This window comes from Rhizobium sp. NXC14, from assembly GCF_002117485.1.
GTDB lineage: Bacteria > Pseudomonadota > Alphaproteobacteria > Rhizobiales > Rhizobiaceae > Rhizobium.
The window spans coordinates 3,304,537-3,323,982 of the sequence record NZ_CP021030.1 but is presented as its reverse complement, the minus strand read 5'-3'; the positions used below and the strand labels follow the sequence as shown (position 1 = coordinate 3,323,982).

Annotated in this window: 17 protein-coding genes and 1 pseudogene; 11 read left to right on the top strand and 7 right to left on the bottom strand. The window is 60.2% G+C overall.

Annotation, left to right across the window (positions count from 1 at the left end):
- Window positions 1-200: 200 nt before the first annotated feature.
- Window positions 201-1,568 (top strand): amino acid permease, encoded by a 1,368-nt coding sequence (locus NXC14_RS16355; RefSeq protein ID WP_085779030.1) that lies wholly within the window; start codon window positions 201-203, stop codon window positions 1,566-1,568.
- A 12-nt stretch (window positions 1,569-1,580) separates the two neighbouring features.
- Here NXC14_RS16355 and arcC read toward each other — a convergent pair whose 3' ends face one another.
- The 4 genes from arcC to NXC14_RS16335 all read right to left on the bottom strand — a co-directional run bounded on the left by arcC (window position 1,581) and on the right by NXC14_RS16335 (window position 5,148).
- A complete protein-coding gene (gene arcC / locus NXC14_RS16350) occupies window positions 1,581-2,519 on the bottom strand; it encodes a carbamate kinase (RefSeq protein ID WP_085779029.1) in 939 nt (312 codons plus the stop codon).
- Window position 2,520: 1 nt separating this feature from the next.
- The gene (locus NXC14_RS16345; protein WP_085779028.1) at window positions 2,521-3,525 is read right to left on the bottom strand and encodes an ornithine carbamoyltransferase; all 1,005 of its coding nucleotides are present in this window, start codon (window positions 3,523-3,525) and stop codon (window positions 2,521-2,523) included.
- 35 nt (window positions 3,526-3,560) lie between these two features.
- A complete protein-coding gene (arcA, locus tag NXC14_RS16340; RefSeq protein ID WP_085779027.1) occupies window positions 3,561-4,790 on the bottom strand; it encodes an arginine deiminase in 1,230 nt (409 codons plus the stop codon).
- 151 nt (window positions 4,791-4,941) lie between these two features.
- The gene (locus NXC14_RS16335) at window positions 4,942-5,148 is read right to left on the bottom strand and encodes a hypothetical protein (RefSeq protein WP_085779026.1); all 207 of its coding nucleotides are present in this window, start codon (window positions 5,146-5,148) and stop codon (window positions 4,942-4,944) included.
- Between the two features lie 405 nt (window positions 5,149-5,553).
- Between NXC14_RS16335 and NXC14_RS16330 the strand changes: the two genes are divergently transcribed.
- The 4 genes from NXC14_RS16330 (at window position 5,554) to NXC14_RS16315 (ending at window position 8,638) form a co-directional block, all read left to right on the top strand.
- On the top strand, window positions 5,554-6,801 hold the full coding sequence (locus tag NXC14_RS16330; protein WP_085779025.1) for an ATP-binding protein: 1,248 nt from the start codon (window positions 5,554-5,556) through the stop codon (window positions 6,799-6,801).
- The gene (fixJ, locus tag NXC14_RS16325; protein WP_085779024.1) at window positions 6,767-7,426 is read left to right on the top strand and encodes a response regulator FixJ; all 660 of its coding nucleotides are present in this window, start codon (window positions 6,767-6,769) and stop codon (window positions 7,424-7,426) included. Before NXC14_RS16330 ends, fixJ begins: the two co-directional genes overlap by 35 nt.
- A gap of 124 nt (window positions 7,427-7,550) precedes the next feature.
- Complete coding sequence (locus NXC14_RS16320; protein WP_085779023.1) at window positions 7,551-8,192, top strand: helix-turn-helix domain-containing protein; 642 nt, start codon at window positions 7,551-7,553, stop codon at window positions 8,190-8,192.
- 101 nt (window positions 8,193-8,293) lie between these two features.
- Window positions 8,294-8,638 carry a hypothetical protein gene (locus NXC14_RS16315; protein WP_085779022.1) on the top strand — a complete coding sequence of 115 codons (345 nt, stop codon included), beginning with the start codon at window positions 8,294-8,296 and terminating at the stop codon, window positions 8,636-8,638.
- Between the two features lie 182 nt (window positions 8,639-8,820).
- On the opposite strand, the pseudogene NXC14_RS32475 reads toward NXC14_RS16315, so the two are convergent.
- From NXC14_RS32475 to NXC14_RS16300, 3 genes and pseudogenes are all read right to left on the bottom strand, one after another.
- Window positions 8,821-9,135: pseudogene (locus tag NXC14_RS32475) on the bottom strand (calcium/proton exchanger); the annotation flags it as partial.
- A gap of 112 nt (window positions 9,136-9,247) precedes the next feature.
- The gene (locus NXC14_RS16305; RefSeq protein ID WP_085779020.1) at window positions 9,248-9,709 is read right to left on the bottom strand and encodes a hypothetical protein; all 462 of its coding nucleotides are present in this window, start codon (window positions 9,707-9,709) and stop codon (window positions 9,248-9,250) included.
- A gap of 107 nt (window positions 9,710-9,816) precedes the next feature.
- Window positions 9,817-10,824, bottom strand: coding sequence for a LysR family transcriptional regulator (locus tag NXC14_RS16300; protein WP_085779019.1), 1,008 nt, complete (start codon window positions 10,822-10,824; stop codon window positions 9,817-9,819).
- A gap of 271 nt (window positions 10,825-11,095) precedes the next feature.
- Between NXC14_RS16300 and chvE the strand changes: the two genes are divergently transcribed.
- The 6 genes from chvE (at window position 11,096) to araD (ending at window position 19,417) form a co-directional block, all read left to right on the top strand.
- On the top strand, window positions 11,096-12,160 hold the full coding sequence (gene chvE / locus NXC14_RS16295; protein WP_085779018.1) for a multiple monosaccharide ABC transporter substrate-binding protein: 1,065 nt from the start codon (window positions 11,096-11,098) through the stop codon (window positions 12,158-12,160).
- Window positions 12,161-12,256: 96 nt separating this feature from the next.
- Entirely contained in the window at window positions 12,257-13,795 is a 1,539-nt protein-coding gene (mmsA, locus tag NXC14_RS16290; RefSeq protein ID WP_085779017.1) for a multiple monosaccharide ABC transporter ATP-binding protein, read from the top strand.
- Window positions 13,792-15,003, top strand: a complete 1,212-nt coding sequence (gene mmsB, locus NXC14_RS16285) for a multiple monosaccharide ABC transporter permease (protein WP_085779016.1) — start codon at window positions 13,792-13,794, stop codon at window positions 15,001-15,003. Before mmsA ends, mmsB begins: the two co-directional genes overlap by 4 nt.
- Window positions 15,004-15,120: 117 nt before the next feature.
- Window positions 15,121-16,116 carry an AraD1 family protein gene (gene araD1 / locus NXC14_RS16280; RefSeq protein ID WP_085779015.1) on the top strand — a complete coding sequence of 332 codons (996 nt, stop codon included), beginning with the start codon at window positions 15,121-15,123 and terminating at the stop codon, window positions 16,114-16,116.
- A gap of 66 nt (window positions 16,117-16,182) precedes the next feature.
- Complete coding sequence (locus tag NXC14_RS16275) at window positions 16,183-17,616, top strand: aldehyde dehydrogenase family protein (protein ID WP_085779014.1); 1,434 nt, start codon at window positions 16,183-16,185, stop codon at window positions 17,614-17,616.
- A gap of 61 nt (window positions 17,617-17,677) precedes the next feature.
- Window positions 17,678-19,417, top strand: coding sequence for an L-arabinonate dehydratase (gene araD / locus NXC14_RS16270; protein WP_085779013.1), 1,740 nt, complete (start codon window positions 17,678-17,680; stop codon window positions 19,415-19,417).
- Window positions 19,418-19,446: the final 29 nt, after the last annotated feature.

Here is a 19,446-nt window from a genome sequence, read left to right as displayed (position 1 = left end):
GATCCTCCAACAACTGGGCTACGGACAGCAACCAGATTTTCCGAAAGCGCGACGCCTGACGTCAACGCAACTGTTCAGGCGGTCGCCCCACTACGCATTGAACCGGATTGCGGCGCCCATCCTTTGAGTGGAAGATTGTCACCGAGAGCCGATGTCCGAGGCGACATCGGCACCGGAAAGGGCATCTCTCGGAGGGAACCATGACAACCTCGCCAAATGGCAAGAGCCTCGGACTTGCTGCCTGCACCGCCATTGTCGTCGGCAATATGGTGGGATCGGGCTTTTATCTTTCACCGGCCGCGGTTGCGCCCTATGGCAACCTTGCGATTGTCGTCTGGATCATCATGGGCGCCGGCGCGATTTGCCTGGGTCTGACCTTCGCGCGTCTGGCGAGCCTCGTGCCCGCTGTCGGCGGCCCCTACGCCTATACCAGACTCGCCTATGGCGATTTCGCCGGCTTTCTGATCGCCTGGGGTTACTGGATCTCGATATGGACATCTCTGCCCGTCATCGCGATTGCCTTTGCCGGCGTGATGGTCGATCTCTTCCCTGCTCTCGCCAACCGCTTCGCCGCGACCGTGTTGACGCTCGGTGTGATCTGGGCGATCGTGCTGGTCAATCTTCGCGGCGTTCACGCGGCGGGTGTCTTCGCGCAGGTCACGACTTACGCCAAGCTGCTGCCGTTCGGCGCCGTTGCCATTATCGGCCTTCTCTACATCGATACGTCGCATTTCGCCGAATTCAATCCGAGCGGTCAGCCGCTACTGCAGTCCTTTGCGACACTGGCGCCCCTCACCATGTTTGCTTATCTGGGGCTGGAATCGGCGACCGTTCCAGCCGGCGACGTGGAGAACGCGGAGCGGACAATCCCGCGATCCACCGTGCTCGGCATTTCCATCGCCGCTGCCCTCTATGTGCTCGGCACGATCGTGGTGATGGGCCTCGTACCGCGAGAACAGCTCGCTCAGTCTGTCGCGCCATTTTCCCAGGCGGCGGGGATCATGTGGGGACGCACCGGCGAGTTGGCGATCTCGCTTGCAGTTCTGGTCTCCTCGATCGGCGCGCTCAACGGCTGGACCCTGCTGATGGGGCAGGTTCCGATGGCTGCCGCCCGCGACGGACTGTTTCCGCCGCTGTTTGCCCGGCTCTCCCCACGAGGCGTGCCGGCGTGGGGCATGATCATCTCGGCCTCGTTCGCAACGCTCCTCGTGCTCGTCCAGGCGCTCGGTTCCGAAGGCTTTGCCGCCGTCTATCGGCTGATGGTCGGGCTCAGCACCATGGCCGCCGTCGTTCCCTATGCTTTCTGCGCGCTTGCCGGAAGCCTTGTCGCGGGCATGACTGATGGGCGAATGCCGCGAGTGAGCGTGATCGAACTCATCGCGTTCCTCTTTGCGATCTTCACCCTTTACGGCTCCGGCGCCGAACCGGTGCTCTACGGCCTCGTGCTGCTGATGCTCGGCATCCCCGTCTATGTCTGGCAAAGACGCAATGCGGCTGGCGCGACAGACAAGGAGACGGCAGCGAGCGCCGTAACGCAACCGCTGCCGTCTCAGGATAAGTTTGCCTGATCGACCGGGCCCTCAGGCATGCCAGCTCAGGGTGTCAAAACGCTCGTTGATGATCGTCCCGCGGTCGCCGCGCACCATCCCGGCGATTTCGGCAAGAGAGCCGATTGCGGCCGTCTTGCCGTTTGCCCGGGCAAAATGGCAGGCAGCATCGACCTTCGGGCCCATAGAGCCGGCCGGGAAGGAGAACTGGGCGAGATCGTCAGGACGAGCGCGGTGGATCGCCTTCTGTGACGGCTTGCCCCAATCGATGCACACAGCCTCGGCATCCGTCGCCATGATCAAAAGATCGGCCTGGAGTTCTCGCGCCAGCAGTTCCGAGCACAGATCCTTGTCGATCACGGCCTCGACGCCGATCAGTTTTCGATCGGCGCCCTTTTCGTACATCGTTGGAATTCCGCCGCCGCCGGCACAGATGACGATGGTGCGCTGCTCCAGAAGCCAGCGCACGGGCCGGATCTCGAAGATGCGCTTCGGCGCCGGCGAGGCGACGACACGTCGCCATTTTTCGCCATCCTGCTTGAACACCCAACCCTTCTCCGTGCGGATCCGATCCGCCTCGCCCTTGTCGTAGACCGGCCCGACGAATTTGGTAGGGTTCTGGAAACCGGGATCCTCGGCGTCGACTTCAACCATGGTGAGAAGCGTTGCCAAGGGCTGCTCGAACGGCAGGAGATTGCCCAGCTCCTGCTCCAGCATATAGCCGATCATGCCCTCGGTCTCGGCGCCGAGAACATCGAGCGGATAGGCCTCTTCTGGTTTGTAGGCCGCCCCCTGGAGCGCGAGCAGCCCGACCTGCGGCCCGTTGCCGTGGGTTACGACGATCTCGTGTTCGGCCGCCAGGGGCGCGATCGCCTCAGCGGCGATGCGCGCGTTCCGCCTCTGGGTATCGGCGGTCATCGCTTCCCCGCGCCGGAGAAGCGCGTTGCCGCCAAGCGCAATGACCACACGCATGCTAATCTCCCAAGGTTGCAACGAGTAGGGCCTTGATCGTGTGCAGGCGGTTTTCTGCCTGTTCGAAGGCGACGTTGGCTTCGGATTCGAAGACGTCGTTGGTCACCTCGAGCCCGTTCTCCATGCCGTAATCTTCGGCAATCTGCTTGCCGAGCGTTGTCTCGGTGTCGTGGAATGCCGGCAGGCAATGCATGAACTTGGTCTGCGGATTGCCGGTCGCCTTCATCAGGTCCTGATTGACTTGGTAAGGGGTGAGCAGCTTGATGCGTTCGCGCCAGACGTCCTTCGGCTCGCCCATCGAGACCCAGACGTCGGTGTGGATGAAATCAACGTCCTTGACCGCCTCTCTCGGATCTTCGGTAACCAGGAGCCGCGCGCCCGAGGCCTGCTGCAAATCCCTGGCGATCTTCATGTATTCTTCCGAAGGCCACAGCGATCTCGGGCCGCAGATGCGCACATCCATGCCGAGTAGGCAGCCCACGATTAGCAGGGAATGCCCCATATTCGAGCGGGTGTCGCCGACATAGGCATATTTGATCTCAGCGATCGGCTTGTCGCTGTGCTCGCGCATGGTCATGACGTCTGCGATCATCTGCGTCGGATGATACTCATCGGTCAGGCCATTATAGACCGGGACGCCGGCGTATTTTGCCAGCGTCTCCACTCCCTTCTGGGCGGAGCCGCGATATTCGATCGCATCATACATGCGCCCCAGCACCCGCGCCGTGTCCTCAAAGGATTCCTTGTGGCCGATCTGTGAGCCGGACGGATCGAGATAGGTCACGTTGGCGCCCTGGTCCGAGCAGGCGACTTCGAAGGCGCATCTCGTTCTTGTCGAGGTTTTCTCGAAGATCAGGCAGATTTCCTTGCCCTTCAGATGCTCCTGCTCGGTGCGGGCGTATTTGGCCCGCTTCAGATCGCGGGCGAGATCGAGGAGATAGCGGAATTCCCGCGGCGTATAGTCCTGCACGGTCAGAAGCGATCGATTGCGCAGATTGAAACTCATGGTCTTGCTCCGTCGTCTGGTTCGTGGATGGAAGGTCAGTAAGCGGGGTCGCGCCAGATTGGGCACGTCATGCAGTGCCCGCCACCACGGCCACGTCCGAGTTCGGAGCCGCGAATGGTGATGACCTCGACACCCGCCTTGCGCAGCAGCGTATTCGTGTAGGTGTTTCGGTCGTAGGCGACGACAACGCCGGGTTCGAGTGCAACGACATTGTTGCCGTCGTCCCATTGTTCGCGTTCGGCCTGATAGGAATTGCCGCCGGTCTCGACGGTTCGTAGCTTCGACAGGTCGAGCGCTCCGGCGACGACATCGAGCATCGGCGTATTTTCGGGATGGATCTCGAATGTGCCGTCGTCGTCCTTGGGATGCATGCTGTAGCAGCGGATCTGGTCGACCACCTCGGCAAACAGCGTAACGACGTCGCGGTCGCAGAAGCTGAAAACCGTATCGAGATGCATTGCCGCGCGGCTCTTCGGCATCAGGCAGCCGATCACCCGTTTCGCCGCCTTGCTTCTGAAAAGGGCCTGAGCCACCTGGCCGACGGCCTGATAGGTGGTGCGCTCGCCCATGCCGATCAGCACCGTGCCGTTGCCGATCGGCATGACGTCGCCGCCTTCCATCGAGGCGTTGGCGAATTGATGGTCGGCATCACCCCACCAGATCTGGAAACCGCCGCCCTGGAAGATTGGATGAAATTTGTAGATGGCACGCTGAACCAATGTCTCGGCACGCCGCGCGGGCCAAAACATTGGATTGCAGGTCACACCGTTGTAAATCCAGCAGGAGGGGTCGCGTTGGAACAGCGTGTTGGGGATTGGTGGGATGACGAAATCGCTTTCCGGCAAGGCGCTGAGCATCAATGCCTTGGCCTTGACATCGGGGAGGTCGGAGATTGCGATGCCGCCGATCATGAATGCGGCAAGCTGTGTGGCCGGCATTTCGTCGAGCCATGGCCGCATCGCCTCGGCAACCTGCGAGCCAAGCACGTTCGGGGTTATCCGCCGATCGAGAATGAAATCGCGCGCCTGCTTGTTTGAGAGCGTCTGACCAAGCAGATCGTGGAGCTCGAGAACCTCGACACCTCTTTCCTGCATCTTCAAGACGAAATCGTAGTGGTCCTTCTGCGCCTCATGGACCCAGAGAACATCGTCAAAAAGAAGATCATGGCAGTTTGCAGGCGTCAGGCGCTGATGAGCCAGGGATGGTCGACAGACCATGACTGTTCTCAGCTTTCCGACCTCAGAATGAACACCGAAACCACGCATGTAGTCCTCCTTCCAGCCATAGGGGATAGCGGCCGCGCGGCCGGCTCTTTGAACCGCATCAGAATATTTTGGCCGGTCCACTCATGTCATTGATTGCAGACAAGGTGCGGTGCAGCATTTGAGCCCGGCGCCGCCCAGCACCTGGAAGCGCTCAGTGAAGATCGGACAGATCATTTCGCGGTATCTGCCATGGGCGCCAATGGGTGGGATGAACGTCCAGGATCTCGCCCGTCAGGGCATTGGCCCATCCGCTTGTGAAGCGCTGGCAGGGAAAAACCAGGGCATGGATACCATCGCCGTCTATGACGGCGAGCTCGATATCCTCGTCGAAGGGCGCTTCGACCACCAACCGCCACATCACCGATCCCTCCCCGATGATGCACGAGCGTCGATCGGATACGGTGCTATTCTTAGGCAACCCGGTTGCTCGTCCGGAACAGCTTTTCCAGCTGGCGTTTTGCGGGCGGCGGCGTAACAACATCATCATCCCGCCCTTCCGATCTTCCTGCTCATTGGTGGCCGTGTACCAATCGCCTATAAGAGTAGCGGAAGAATGAGGCCGCGGCATTGAGCCGGATCAATGCAAGCAGCCGATCAAAACCGAGGCAGGTCAGGCCTTTCGACCGGTCATTTGCACGGAGATACCCATAGAGGCTACGCGATACTACACCGACCCTTTTTCCAAAAGTGGTAATCTCAAGTCTTGTGAGAGGCAAAAAGCCCGTCAAGGGGCTGACCGGGTCAAAGGGCGGAGGAAACCATCGTGACTATCAAGATGGAGGCGCCGCATGTTGACGAATGCGATAGCACTGAACCGGACGTCGCGGGAAGGACCTCGTTCATAGAATCTCGCATGACGCGCCGCGACGGGCCAGGCGCTTTGCGCGAGGAGGATGACGGACCGTCGACGGACTGGATCCGGCAATTCTATCAACAGCTGCCTGACGCGGTATTCTTCGTCACCGATTGCCACCGAATTTCGGCCTGCAACAGGGCTGCTGTGGCGTTGTTCGGTTATGAGGAAGACGAATTGCTGGGTCAGAGGATCGACCTTGTCTGGTATCCGACGCCGGATGTACCGTTGAAGGGACGTTGGGCGGACCGCGGAGTGGTGCGGGCCGGTATGGCGATGACCAGAAGCGGCGTTCAATTTCCAAGCGTCCTGACGATCATCAGAGAGCAGGGTGGCAAAGGACACTTCTCTGCGGTGATCTTCGAGGACTTCCGCACCGAGCGCGAGACTTTGCAGCGTGTTCAGGAGCTTCAGCGTGAGCTTGCCCGTATCGCCAGAATAGTTGCGCTCGGGGAGATGACATCGACGCTGGCTCACGAACTTGCCCAGCCGCTGACATCGATCGCGGCATACGCGCAAGGTTGCGAGCTGCTTGTGAGGAAGGATCGTCGTAGCCACGGCGAAGAACTCCGTGAGGCCTTGTCCGAGATTACGCAGCACGCCCTGTGGGCGGGAAAGATCGTACAGAACATCGCGGAATTCGCGAAGCGCGGCGCCGAAGAGAGAAAGATTGAGGCGATGCACGCGCTCATCCATGAGGCGACGGCTTTCGCGCTTGCCGGATCACAGCGAAACGGCCTTTGCGCCGATTTTCGGCTCGAAGCGGAGCGGGACGTCGTGCTTGCCGACCGTGTCCAGATCGTGCAGGTGCTGACGAACCTTGTTCGCAACGCCGTGGAGGCTACCGACGGTATTGCGCGGCCGCATATCACCATCCGAACCAGAACCGACGATTTATCCCGTCTCATTGTCGACGTGTCCGACAACGGCTGCGGAATTGCGGCCGATATCGAAGAGGCGCTGTTTCATCCCTTCGTAACCAGCAAACCGCGCGGCCTCGGCATGGGTCTGGCACTGTCCAAGCGCATCATCGAGGCGCATGGCGGCCGTATAAGCGCGCAAAATCAAAGGGATGGCGGTTCCATCCTTTCGTTTTCCCTTCCGCTGCTGGAGACAACAACCAATGGCAAACGACCTTACGATCCATCTCGTCGATGACGAGGAGTCGCTCAGGCGATCTTTGACGTTTCTGTTGGTATCGGCAGGTTTCGCCGTTCGGACGCATAGTTCTGCCAAAGCCTTTCTGGAACTGTTGCCGCTTTCGAGACGAAGCTGCCTCGTGACGGACCTGCGCATGCCCGAAATTGATGGCATCGAGCTGCTCCAGCGCCTGCGCCGTTTGAGACTGAACGTTCCGGTCATTGTCATTACCGCTCAGGGCGACATCGCCGCCGCCGTCCGGGCAATGAAGGCCGGCGCATCGGATTTCCTTGAAAAACCCCTCAGAGAAGAGGCGCTGATAGCGGCGATCAACGCGGCGGTAGGACAGAAGCGCTCGGGTGGGATCATCGCAGATTCTGAGAGCGTTGCAGCACGGCTTCGCCAGCTCACGGAACGCGAACACCAGGTTCTGGCCGGCGTTCTTGACGGCTTGCAGAACAAGATGATCGCGTATCAGCTTGGTATCAGTGCACGCACCGTCGAAGTCCACCGCGCCAATGTGATGGCGAAAATGGGCGCCCGTAATCTGGCGGAACTCATGCGAATGGCCATTGCGGTAGCGCAGCCTATCGAAAACGCCAAGGCCCTTTCCGGCCACGGTGCTTGGGCGCCTGCCCGATAGGCCAGGCGCCGCGGCAGAGAGCTGTCGGTGACCAGGCTTCCGTAGCGATACTTAAGGGGTTTCTCGAATATCGGGGCAGGCGGCGATTGGTTATGTTGCCAAGCGGATTTGGGGGGCAACGCATATGCTTCAACACCACGCGACCATAAGGCAAACGGCAATTCCGGCCAGTCGACACGGAACAGCTGTCGGAACAACCAAAGATCAGTCGATCAAGCTCAAGGCCAACGAGACAATCTACAGCGAAGGCGAACATGCACTTGCGATCTATCAGGTCGAAACCGGTGCGGTGCGAATTTATCGCCTGATGGCCAGTGGACAGCGATATATCCTAGCATTTTGCGGCGAGGGCGAATGGTTCGGCCTTGAAACGAATGTTCGAACCGACTTCGCGGAAGCCGTCTGCGAGACCTCCATCAAGCCCTTTCGAACCAATCAGAACGCAGTCGTTCCTGTCGATCTTCTTCACATCGCGCTGACGAACCTCGCAAAGGCGCAGCACAAGCAGCTCGTCATCACTGAGCAAAGTGCGCTGAAGCGGGTCGCGGCTTTCGTTTGTGAAATGGCCGACCGTCATCCGAAAGATCTGGAATTCGACATGATGATGTCGCGCAGCGATGTCGCCGACTATCTCGGGCTGACAGTCGAGACGGTTGCCCGCTGCTTCACGAAACTCCGCGAAAAAGGCGTCCTTTGCCTGAAAGGCAAGCTGCAGCGTGTCGTTCGCCTTCTGGATCGTGATGCGCTCATCGCGCTCACCACCTGACGCATTTCGCCCGGACGTCGGGGGCGCTTCGGGAACAAGGTAATGCAGAAGCACGGAAGCAAAAGCCGCGATGGATTGATCGTTCAAAGAGGGGTTAAACAATGAGATATTTATTCGGCCGGAGATCGAATGCCGCGGTCACTACATGCGTTGCGGGTCTGCTGTGGCTGGTGACCTTTCTACTCGCCGTACAGGCGCAGGACGATCTGTTTGAGCAATTTCCTTTGGTCATCCAGTGCAAGTACAATGAAACCTACCACACCTTCTACTTGTCACGCATCTCGCAGGATGGCGTTGCAACCTATCAGGCGTCCGAACGCATCGCCGGCACGATCACCCTTGACGGCAAGGCCAAGGCGATCGGCGGCGAAGGTGGAGGCACCTGCGTCGGCAAAACCTTGGCGGAGCTTCGCGCATCCCATCAAACATATGATCTGAAACGCTAGGCTATGGAGACATCCTTGATGGGCTTCGTCAGACTCCAGGAAAGGCCGATCCCTCGATAACCACGCTTCCCTGCAGATCGAACTGTGGAACGATTGGTTGGGCACCCGGCCGATCGGGTCCGAGCACGACAAGATTTTCCGCTTTCATCAGCTGGTCTGCTAAGCCTTTCGCAAAATTTAAGCCTGCGTGCACCGGAAAATGCCGATGCCATTTCGGCTGCGCCGCCCACCAGTGCGACGACGATGAAACCGACAAAGGCGGGCGTCATCCCAAAAACCTTGGCAGCCTCCTGCACCGACTCGACGAAGATTTCGCTGACCAGGGCGACCAGTATCGTCACACCGGCGAGTGTGGTCAGCGCCACCCCGATCGGCCACCGGGTTTCGTCGGTCTCGGCGTGCTCGGCGGCAGCAAAAAACTCCCGATGCGTCTTGAGGGTGAACAGCAGTCCCAGCGCGTATCCGACGGTAAGCAGGATTGCCAGGCCCAGGCTGAGCTTGTTGATCACTTCCGTAGCCGAGGTCGAATCCATCGACGCAGCCCATATAGCTGTCGCAAATCGACGGCTCCTCAAAGCCCGGAAAATTTGGCTGCATGGGAGAAAGTTTTCAGCTACGCGGCAGGCGGCGCATCGCCTCGTCGATCAGCAGATTGGCGATCATCATGCGCCTGTTGGCATTGTCGCGGAAAGGCGCTGCGACACCATCAGGATGATTGGCCTTGGCAAAGGCGCGCCGCTTCTCGTTCAGCGTCTGTTGCGTATCGGCGGCAGCGATCGCCAGTTCGATGGCGATCTCTTCGGGGGCAATGCGGGCGAGATGGTTTGGCATGACGGGCTCCGGCTGCGGCGGGGGAGCCTCCTCGGCCGCAGGCCCGCTTGCCAGATAATCGAAATAGGCTTCGCCAATCCGCTGCGAGGCGACCGAGATGCCTTGCATGACATCGAATGCGAGGCCGGTGGCAAGCCCGGATACGCGGTGGGCAGCCGGCGCTTGCGTCTCTTCGGCCGGTTCTTCTTCCGCCCTCAGCCGCTCGAGCACTGATTGAAATACCGATTGTCCGAACAGCATGCGCCTTCCTCTCGAAGACATTAGATCCTGGCAAGATGGCGCAGGGCTTGCCGGGTTAAACTCGGTGGAGCATCTGTCGTCCGAGAACCGCGGCCCGGCGCCGGGATCTAACCGCCCTGCTTGCGGCTCTCCTCGATGATGATGTTATAGAGCAGCTTGGCGCTCGGCGGCAGGGCCCGTTCTCTCGCGGTGATCAGGCTGTAGGGCTTGACGTTGATGTCGAAATCGATCGGCAGCATGCGCACATCGGACGCCCTCGCGCCTTGGCTTGCGAGGAAATGGGCAACGTCGACGGCGACGGGGGCGATCGCATCGGTTTCGCAGACGATGGCGCAGGTGAGCAACAGTGACGAGGTGTTGACGATGTTCTCCGGCAGTGCCACGTCGTGTGACAGGAAGATGTCCTCGATCGTGCGGCGTAGCAGCGTGCCCGGCGGCTGGAACACCCAGTCGTAATCCCGGACATCGATAAGGCTGCTCGTCTTCTTCCTTTTCAAGAGCGGATGGCGGTTGCGCACGATCAGGCAGGCCCGTTCGATGCCGATCTCTTTCACCTCGAACAGGCGCGGGTTGAGGTCGTCGGGAATGCGGCCGATGATGAAGTCGTGACGGGCGGCAAGCAACTCGCGGGCGAGCACGTTGCTCGTCTCCACCTGGATGTTGATCTCGATTCCAGGATAGGCCTTGCGCACCCTGTCGATCGCCGGCACGACGAGGCTCATGGCCGGCGCCGTCACCGCACCGATGAAGACCGAGCCGCCCTTGCCGCTCTTCAATTCGCCGATCTCGCGGCTCGCCTCTCGCAACTCCAGAAGGATCTTGCGGGCGCGTCTGGCAAGCGCCGCGCCGAAGGTCGTCAGCACCACGCCGCGGGCGACGCGCTCATAGAGCGATGTCTTGGTAATCGCCTCCATTTCCGACAGCATGCGCGATGCGGCGGGCTGTGAGATGTTGAGAACTTCTGCGGCCGCGGAAATCTGTCCACTATCTTCGATTGCGACGATAATGCGCAGGTGATTCAGCTTAAGTCCCGAACGGAGAAAGCTGTCGTCGCCAAAATTGTCGCTGTGGATATCGACGTGATCCATCAAAACGGGCTCTGAAACGATCGTCATGGTTGCAGCCTCCCCACTGCGCTCCATCAAAAGTAATACTTTTTAACGATATACCAAAATTGTTATGCACATTACCACTTATTCTATTTGACAGTTATAGGAATCCATACCAGTTTGCCGCCGTGTGCTGGTTGGCACTCAACACGTGTGAGATCGTGGAGGAGACCTACTTCGTTTCTCACCATCTGAAGTAACTATCCAATACGGAACCTGCCACAGTTTCGGGGCGGGCGATTTTTCGTCCGCTGCTCTATTAACAAGGGAGAGAGAAATGAAATCCATTATCTCATTGATGGCTGCGGCTGCCTTCGGCGTCGCTTCATTCGTTGCACCGGCGATGGCCGCGGACAAGGGCACCGTCGGCATTGCAATGCCGACCAAGGCTTCGGCTCGCTGGATCGACGACGGCAACAACATTGTCAAGCAGCTGCAGGCCGCCGGTTACGGCACCGACCTGCAGTATGGCGACGACGACATTCCGAACCAGCTGTCGCAGATCGAAAACATGGTGACCAAGGGCGTCAAGGTCCTCGTCATCGCTTCGATCGACGGCACGACGCTTTCCGACGTTCTCCAGAAGGCCCATGATGCCGGCATCAAGGTCATCGCTTATGACCGCCTGATCCGCGATTCGGCCAACGTCGACTACTACGCCACCTTCGACAACTTCCAGGTCGGCGTTCTTCAGGCCAACTCCATCGTTGACGGTCTCGGCCTCAAGGACGGCAAGGGCCCGTTCAACATCGAACTCTTCGGCGGTTCGCCGGATGATAACAACGCCTTCTTCTTCTATGATGGCGCCATGTCCGTCCTGCAGCCCTACATCGACTCGGGCAAGCTCGTCGTGAAGTCCGGCCAGACCGGCATGGACAAGGTCGGCACGCTGCGTTGGGATCCGGCAACGGCCCAGGCCCGCATGGACAACCTGCTCTCGGCCAACTACACCGACGCCAAGGTCGACGCCGTCCTGTCTCCCTATGACGGCCTCTCGATTGGCATCATCTCCTCGCTGAAGGGCGTTGGTTACGGCACTGCCAGCCAGCCGCTGCCAATCGTCACCGGCCAGGACGCTGAAATCCCGTCGGTCAAGTCGATCATCGCCGGCGAACAGTACTCGACGATCTTCAAGGACACCCGCGAACTCGCCAAGGTCACGGTTTCCATGGTCGATGCCGTCATGTCCGGCAAGGAGCCCGAGGTCAACGACACCAAGACCTACGACAACGGCGTCAAGGTCGTACCGTCCTATCTGCTGAAGCCGGTTGCCGTCGACAAGACCAACTACAAGCAGGTCCTGATCGACAGCGGTTACTACACCGAAGACAAGCTGAAGTAAGTTAAGCTGGAGGCCGGAGCCTGCGCTTGCGGGTTCCGGCCTTCGATTTTATGATTACCCACCCATTGACGGGCTGGGGACGCTGGAAATTTGACTATGGACAATACCATCCTCGAAATGCGGAGCATCACCAAGACGTTCCCGGGCGTCAAGGCGCTGGAGAACGTGAACCTCAAGGTTCGCAAGGGTGAAATTCACGCATTGGTAGGCGAAAACGGGGCCGGCAAATCGACCCTGATGAAAGTGCTATCGGGTGTTTATCCCACCGGAAGTTATGACGGCGATATCGTCTATGAAGGCGAGACGCGTCACTTCAAGGCGCTGAGGGACTCCGAAGAAATCGGCATCGTCATCATCCACCAGGAACTGGCGCTCGTGCCGCTGCTGTCGATCGGCGAAAACATCTTTCTCGGCAACGAGAACGCCAAGAATGGCGTCATCAGCTGGGATGAGACCTTCAACCGCACCAAGCAGTTGCTCAAGAAGGTCGGCCTGTCCGAATCTCCGAACACGCTGGTGACCGACATCGGTGTCGGCAAGCAGCAGCTCGTCGAGATCGCGAAGGCGCTGTCGAAGAGCGTCAAGCTGCTCATCCTCGACGAGCCGACGGCCTCGCTCAATGAAAGCGATTCCGATGCGCTGCTCATGCTGCTGATGGAGTTCCGCAAGCAGGGCATCACCTCGATCATCATTTCCCACAAGCTGAACGAAATCCGCAAGGTCGCCGACCAGATCACGGTCCTGCGCGACGGCATGACCGTCAAGACGCTAGACTGTCACGCCGACGAGATCAGCGAAGACATCATCATCCGCAACATGGTCGGCCGCGATCTCGAAGACCGCTATCCCCCGCGTTCGGTGCCGATCGGCGAAACCATTCTCGAAGTGAAGAACTGGAACGCCTATCACCAGCAGCACCGCGACCGTCAGGTCCTGCACAATATCAACATTACGGTCCGCAAGGGCGAGGTCGTCGGTATCGCCGGGCTGATGGGGGCAGGGCGCACCGAATTCGCCATGAGCCTGTTCGGCAAGTCCTATGGCCACAAGATCTCGGGCGAAGCATTGATGCACGGCAAGCCGGTCGATGTCAGCACCGTGCGCAAGGCGATCGACGCCGGTCTCGCCTATGTCACCGAAGACCGCAAGCAACTGGGCCTGGTGCTCAACGACACGATCCTGCACAATACGACCCTCGTCAATCTGAAGGCTGTGTCGAATGCCTCGGTCATCGACAGCGTCAAGGAATCGCGCGTTGCGGCCGACTATCGGTCGAAGCTGCGCATCCGCTCCTCCAGCATCTTCCAGGAGACGGTCAATCTTTCCGGCGGCAACCAGCAGAAGGTGGTGCTGTCGAAGTGGCTGTTCTCCGGCCCCGATGTCCTGATCCTGGACGAGCCGACGCGCGGCATCGATGTCGGCGCGAAATACGAAATCTATACTATCATCAACCAGCTTGCCGCCGATGGGAAAGGCGTTCTGATGATCTCGTCGGAAATGCCCGAACTGCTTGGCACTTGTGACCGCATCTACGTGATGAACGAAGGACGCATCGTCGCTGAACTGCCGAAGGGAGAAGCAAGCCAGGAAACCATCATGCGCGCTATCATGCGCTCAGGGGAGAAGAAACAATGACGCCGATCAATCAACCCATCGCTGAGCAGGGGCGTGTCGTCTCGATCGGAGACTACATTCGCGGCAACATCCGCGAATACGGCATGTTCATCGCACTCATCGCGATCATGGTGTTCTTCCAGTTCTCGACCGGCGGCGTTCTCTTCAGGCCGCTCAACCTGACCAACATCATCCTGCAGAACTCGTTCATCGTCATCATGGCGCTCGGCATGCTGCTCGTCATCGTCGCCGGCCATATCGATCTGTCGGTCGGCTCCGTCGTCGGCTTCATCGGCGCCATCGCCGGCGTGATGACGGTGCAGTGGCACATGAATTATGTCCTGGCAGGCGTCGTCTGCCTGGCGCTCGGCGCGCTGGTCGGCGGTCTGCAGGGCTATTTCGTCGCCTATCACAAGATCCCGTCCTTCATCGTCACACTCGCCGGCATGCTGGTTTTCCGCGGTCTGACGCTGTTCGTGATGACGGCATCGGGCACCGGCACCAGCATCGGTCCGTTCCCGCCGGAGTTCCAGCTGATCAGCATCGGCTTCCTGCCCAACCTCTTCGATATGGGCGGCATCAACTCGACCTCGATCATCCTGACCGTCGTCGGCGCCGTCACCCTGTTCTACTTGGCCTGGCGCAAGCGCCTGTCGAACGAGAAGCACGGCAATGACGTCGAGCCGATGGGCTTCTTCCTCGCCCAGAACATTATTGTCTCGCTCGCGATCCTGGGGCTCGGCTACCAACTGTCGATCTATCGCGGCTTCCCGAACGTGCTGGTCGTCATGCTCGTTCTCGTCGCCGCCTATGCCTTCATTACCCGCCGTACGACGATCGGCCGCCGCATCTACGCCATGGGCGGCAACGAGAAGGCGACGAAGCTTTCCGGTATCAATACCGAGCGGCTGACCTTCCTGACCTTCGCCAATATGGGCCTGCTTGCCGGTCTTGCCGGCCTCATCGTAGCGCTGCGCCTCAACTCGGCGACGGCCAAGGGCGGTTTCGGTCTCGAACTCGACGTCATCGCCGCCTGCTTCATCGGCGGCGCGTCGGCCCAGGGCGGCGTCGGCAAGGTGACGGGTGCGGTGATCGGCGCGCTTATCATGGGTATCATGAACAACGGCATGTCGATCCACGGTCTCGGCACCGACTCGCAGCAGATGGTCAAGGGTGCGGTGCTTCTCGCCGCCGTGTTCTTCGACGTCTACAACAAGAACAAGGGCTGAGCGCCTAAGCGCAGTCCAGGCATTCGCAGTCATATGAATGATGGATTCCGGCTCCCGTGGGAGCCGGACAGGCGGAGCTTTTTCTCAAGACTCGCCGAAACGAGAAGGATTGAAGTCGTGCTTATTTCCCAGATCAAGGGTGCCAACGGAGAGATCGTCGTCGCCGTGCGCGAGCAGGGCGGTGCGGCAAGGTCGGTCATAAATGCCGGCAGTGTCTATGCGCTGGCGATGGAAGCCGCCGACGGCGGCATGTCGCTTGCCACGGTTATCGAGGCTCATGGTTACGGCGATGCCGTCGATCTCGAAAAGGCCTATGCGGAAGGCCGCTTCCTGCCGCCGATCACCCATCCCGACGCCGCCCACCTGCATCTGACCGGCACTGGCCTGACCCATCTCGGCTCCGCCGCTACGCGCGATTCGATGCACAAGAAGACCAGCGAGGCGGCCGAGGAAACGCTGACCGACTCGATGAAGATGTTCAAGATGGGCCTGGAGAACGGCAAGCCGAAATCCGGTGAAAAAGGCGTGCAGCCCGAATGGTTCTACAAGGGCAACGGCTATGGCACGGCTGCCCCCGGCGCTCCGCTCATCTCGCCCTCCTTCGCGCTCGATGGCGGCGAAGAGCCTGAAATGGCCGGCATTTACGTCATCGCCAAGGACGGTACGCCGTTCCGCATCGGCTTTGCGCTGTCGAACGAGTTTTCGGACCACGTCACCGAACGGATCAACTATCTCTATCTGGCCCACTCGAAACTGCGCCCGGCCGCCTATGGTCCGGAAATCCGCATCGGCGCCGCACCCGACGATATCCGCGGCACTTCGCGCATCAAGCGCGGCGACAAGGTGATCTTCGAAAAGCCCTTCCTGTCGGGCGAGGCGAACATGTCGCACACCTTCGCGAACCTCGAATATCACCATTTCAAATATGGCCTCTTCCGTGTTCCCGGCGATGTCCATGTCCATATGTTCGGCACGGCGACCCTGTCCTTTGCCGACGGCATTAAGACGGAAGAGGGCGACGTCTTCGAGATCGAAGTCGCCGAATTCGGCCTGCCGCTCAGGAATCCGCTGAAGATCGCGGCCGAAGAAGAAATCGCCGTCAAGCAGCTCTGATTTTTGAGATCCGGCCGCCTGGTGGCCGGATCGTGATGTAAACGGTAAAGGAGGCTTGTTCAGCCCATGACCATTTATCAAAACCTGATCGCCGGCGAATGGGTCGGCACGAACGCGACGAAGAACATCAATCCGTCGGATACGAACGAGGTCGTCGGCCTCTATGCCGACGGCAGCGCGGAAGATACGAGAAACGCCATCGCCGCCGCCAAGGCCGCATTTCCGGCCTGGTCGCGCTCGGGCATCTGGGAACGCCACGTCATCCTGAAGAAGACTGGCGACGAGATCATGGCGCGCAAGGACGAGCTCGGCGCGCTGCTTGCCCGCGAAGAGGGCAAGACCTTGCCGGAAGCGACCGGCGAAGTCATCCGCGCCTCGCAGATTTTCGAATTCTTCGCTGGCGAGGCCCTTCGGCTGGCCGGCGAGGTCATCCCGTCGGTTCGCCCGAACATCGGTGTCGAGATCACCCGGGAGGCGCTCGGCGTCATCGGCATCATCACGCCGTGGAACTTCCCGATTGCCATTCCCGCCTGGAAGATCGCGCCGGCGCTCTGCTATGGCAACACGATTGTCTTCAAGCCGGCCGAGCTGGTGCCGGCCTGCTCCTGGGCGATCGTCGATATCCTCAACCGGGCAGGGCTGCCGAAGGGCGTCCTGAACCTCGTCATGGGCAAGGGCTCGGTCGTCGGCCAGGCCATGCTCGAAAGCCCCGACGTTCACGGCATCACCTTTACCGGTTCCACCGGCACCGGCCGGCGCGTCGCCGCCGCCTCCATCGAGCATAACCGCAAGTTCCAGCTCGAGATGGGCGGCAAGAACCCGATGGTCGTGCTCGACGACGCCGACCTCAACGTCGCCGTCGAAGCCGCCGCCAATTCCGGCTTCTTCTCCACCGGCCAGCGCTGCACGGCTTCGTCGCGCCTGATCGTCACCGAGGGCATTCATGACAAGTTCGTCGCGGCTCTGACCGACAAGCTGAAGACGCTCGTCGTCGACAATGCGCTCAAGGCCGGTACCCATATCGGTCCCGTCGTCGACGAACGGCAGCTGAAGACCGATACCGACTATATCGAGATCGGCAAGAAGGAAGGCGCCAAGCTCGCCTTTGGCGGCGAGGTCATCTCGCGCGAAACACCCGGCTTCTACCTTCAGCCGACGCTGTTTACCGAAGCGACCAACCAGATGCGCATTTCGCGTGAGGAAATCTTCGGGCCTGTGGTCTCGGTGATCCGGGCGAAGGACTACGACGAGGCGCTTGCCATCGCCAATGACACGCCGTTCGGCCTTTCCGCCGGCATCGCCACGACCAGCCTGAAACATGCGACGCATTTCAAGCGCAATTCCGAAGCCGGCATGGTCATGGTCAACCTGCCGACGGCAGGCGTCGATTTTCACGTTCCGTTCGGCGGCCGCAAGGGCTCGTCCTATGGCCCGCGTGAGCAGGGCAAGTATGCGAGCGAATTCTTTACTGTGGTCAAGACGGCCTACACACTGGCTTGAGAGATATCCGATGACCCGGGCCGTACGAGGCGGCCCGGCAATCACCTGAAGGACAGAGATTATGAAGAAGAAAGCGGAATGGCCGCGCAGGCTGAGGTCGCAGGAATGGTACGGCGGCACGAGCCGCGACGTGATTTATCATCGCGGCTGGCTTAAGAACCAGGGTTATCCGCACGATCTGTTCGACGGACGGCCGGTCATCGGCATCCTCAACACCTGGTCGGATATGACCCCCTGCAACGGTCATCTGAGAGAACTCGCCGAAAAGGTGAAGGCGGGTGTGTGGGAGGCCGGCGGCTTCCCGCTCGAGGTGCCGGTGTTCTCCGCGTCCGAAAACACCTTCCGCCCGACTGCGATGATGTATCGCAACCTCGCCGCGCTGGCGGTAGAAGAGGCGATCCGCGGTCAGCCGATGGATGGCTGCGTGCTGCTCGTCGGCTGCGACAAGACCACGCCGTCGCTGCTGATGGGCGCTGCCTCCTGCGACCTGCCGTCGATCGTCGTCACCGGCGGACCGATGCTCAACGGCTATTTCCGCGGTGAACGCGTCGGCTCCGGCACGCATCTCTGGAAGTTCTCCGAGATGGTGAAGGCCGGTGAGATGACGCAGGCCGAATTCCTCGAAGCGGAAGCGTCGATGAGCCGTTCGTCGGGCACTTGCAATACGATGGGCACGGCCTCGACGATGGCGTCGATGGCCGAGGCGCTCGGCATGGCGCTGTCAGGCAATGCCGCGATCCCGGGCGTCGATTCCCGCCGCAAGGTCATGGCGCAGTTGACCGGCCGCCGTATTGTGCAGATGGTCAAGGACGATCTGAAGCCTTCAGAGATCATGACGAAGCAGGCCTTCGAGAACGCTATCCGCACCAATGCGGCGATCGGTGGATCGACCAATGCCGTCATCCATCTGCTCGCCATTGCCGGCCGCGTCGGCATCGATCTGACGCTCGACGACTGGGACCGCTGTGGCCGCGACGTTCCGACGATCGTCAACCTGATGCCGTCGGGCAAGTACCTGATGGAAGAGTTCTTCTATGCGGGCGGCCTGCCTGTCGTGCTGAAGCGCCTCGGCGAAGCCGGCCTTCTGCACAAGGACGCGCTGACGGTCTCCGGCGAAACCGTCTGGGACGAAGTCAAGGATGTCGTCAACTGGAATGAGGAGGTCATCCTGCCCACCGAGAAGGCGCTGACGTCGTCCGGCGGCATCGTCGTGCTGCGCGGCAACCTCGCGCCCAAGGGCGCAGTGCTGAAGCCCTCGGCGGCTTCGCCGCATCTTCTGGTGCACCGGGGCAGGGCGGTCGTGTTTGAGGACATCGACGACTACAAGGCCAAGATCAACGACGACAATCTCGACATCGACGAGAATTGCGTCATGGTGATGAAGAATTGCGGGCCCAAGGGTTATCCCGGTATGGCCGAGGTCGGCAATATGGGGCTGCCGCCGAAGGTGCTGAAGAAAGGCATCCTCGACATGGTGCGCATTTCCGACGCTCGCATGTCCGGAACGGCCTACGGAACCGTCGTGCTGCACACCTCGCCGGAAGCGGCAGTCGGCGGCCCGCTCGCAGTCGTGAAGAACGGCGACATGATCGAGCTCGACGTCCCGAACCGCCGCCTGCATCTCGACATCTCAGACGAGGAACTGGCGCGCCGTCTTGCCGAATGGCAGCCGAACCATGATCTGCCGACCTCGGGGTATGCCTTCCTGCACCAGCAGCATGTCGAAGGAGCCGATACCGGCGCCGATCTCGACTTCCTCAAGGGATGTCGCGGAAATGCTGTCGGCAAGGACAGCCACTGAGCGAAAACGCATTCAGAGATTGGAATCTT

Bases quoted from the DNA above. Each gene is read 5' to 3' on its own strand.
- NXC14_RS16355 (WP_085779030.1), top strand. From the start codon at position 201: ATGACAACCTCGCCAAATGGCAAGAGCCTCGGACTTGCTGCCTGCACC.
- arcC (WP_085779029.1), bottom strand. From the start codon at position 2,519: ATGCGTGTGGTCATTGCGCTTGGCGGCAACGCGCTTCTCCGGCGCGGG.
- NXC14_RS16345 (WP_085779028.1), bottom strand. From the start codon at position 3,525: ATGAGTTTCAATCTGCGCAATCGATCGCTTCTGACCGTGCAGGACTAT.
- arcA (WP_085779027.1), bottom strand. From the start codon at position 4,790: ATGCGTGGTTTCGGTGTTCATTCTGAGGTCGGAAAGCTGAGAACAGTC.
- NXC14_RS16335 (WP_085779026.1), bottom strand. From the start codon at position 5,148: ATGTGGCGGTTGGTGGTCGAAGCGCCCTTCGACGAGGATATCGAGCTC.
- fixJ (WP_085779024.1), top strand. From the start codon at position 6,767: ATGGCAAACGACCTTACGATCCATCTCGTCGATGACGAGGAGTCGCTC.
- NXC14_RS16320 (WP_085779023.1), top strand. From the start codon at position 7,551: ATGCTTCAACACCACGCGACCATAAGGCAAACGGCAATTCCGGCCAGT.
- NXC14_RS16315 (WP_085779022.1), top strand. From the start codon at position 8,294: ATGAGATATTTATTCGGCCGGAGATCGAATGCCGCGGTCACTACATGC.
- NXC14_RS16305 (WP_085779020.1), bottom strand. From the start codon at position 9,709: ATGCTGTTCGGACAATCGGTATTTCAATCAGTGCTCGAGCGGCTGAGG.
- NXC14_RS16300 (WP_085779019.1), bottom strand. From the start codon at position 10,824: ATGACGATCGTTTCAGAGCCCGTTTTGATGGATCACGTCGATATCCAC.
- chvE (WP_085779018.1), top strand. From the start codon at position 11,096: ATGAAATCCATTATCTCATTGATGGCTGCGGCTGCCTTCGGCGTCGCT.
- mmsA (WP_085779017.1), top strand. From the start codon at position 12,257: ATGGACAATACCATCCTCGAAATGCGGAGCATCACCAAGACGTTCCCG.
- mmsB (WP_085779016.1), top strand. From the start codon at position 13,792: ATGACGCCGATCAATCAACCCATCGCTGAGCAGGGGCGTGTCGTCTCG.
- NXC14_RS16275 (WP_085779014.1), top strand. From the start codon at position 16,183: ATGACCATTTATCAAAACCTGATCGCCGGCGAATGGGTCGGCACGAAC.
- araD (WP_085779013.1), top strand. From the start codon at position 17,678: ATGAAGAAGAAAGCGGAATGGCCGCGCAGGCTGAGGTCGCAGGAATGG.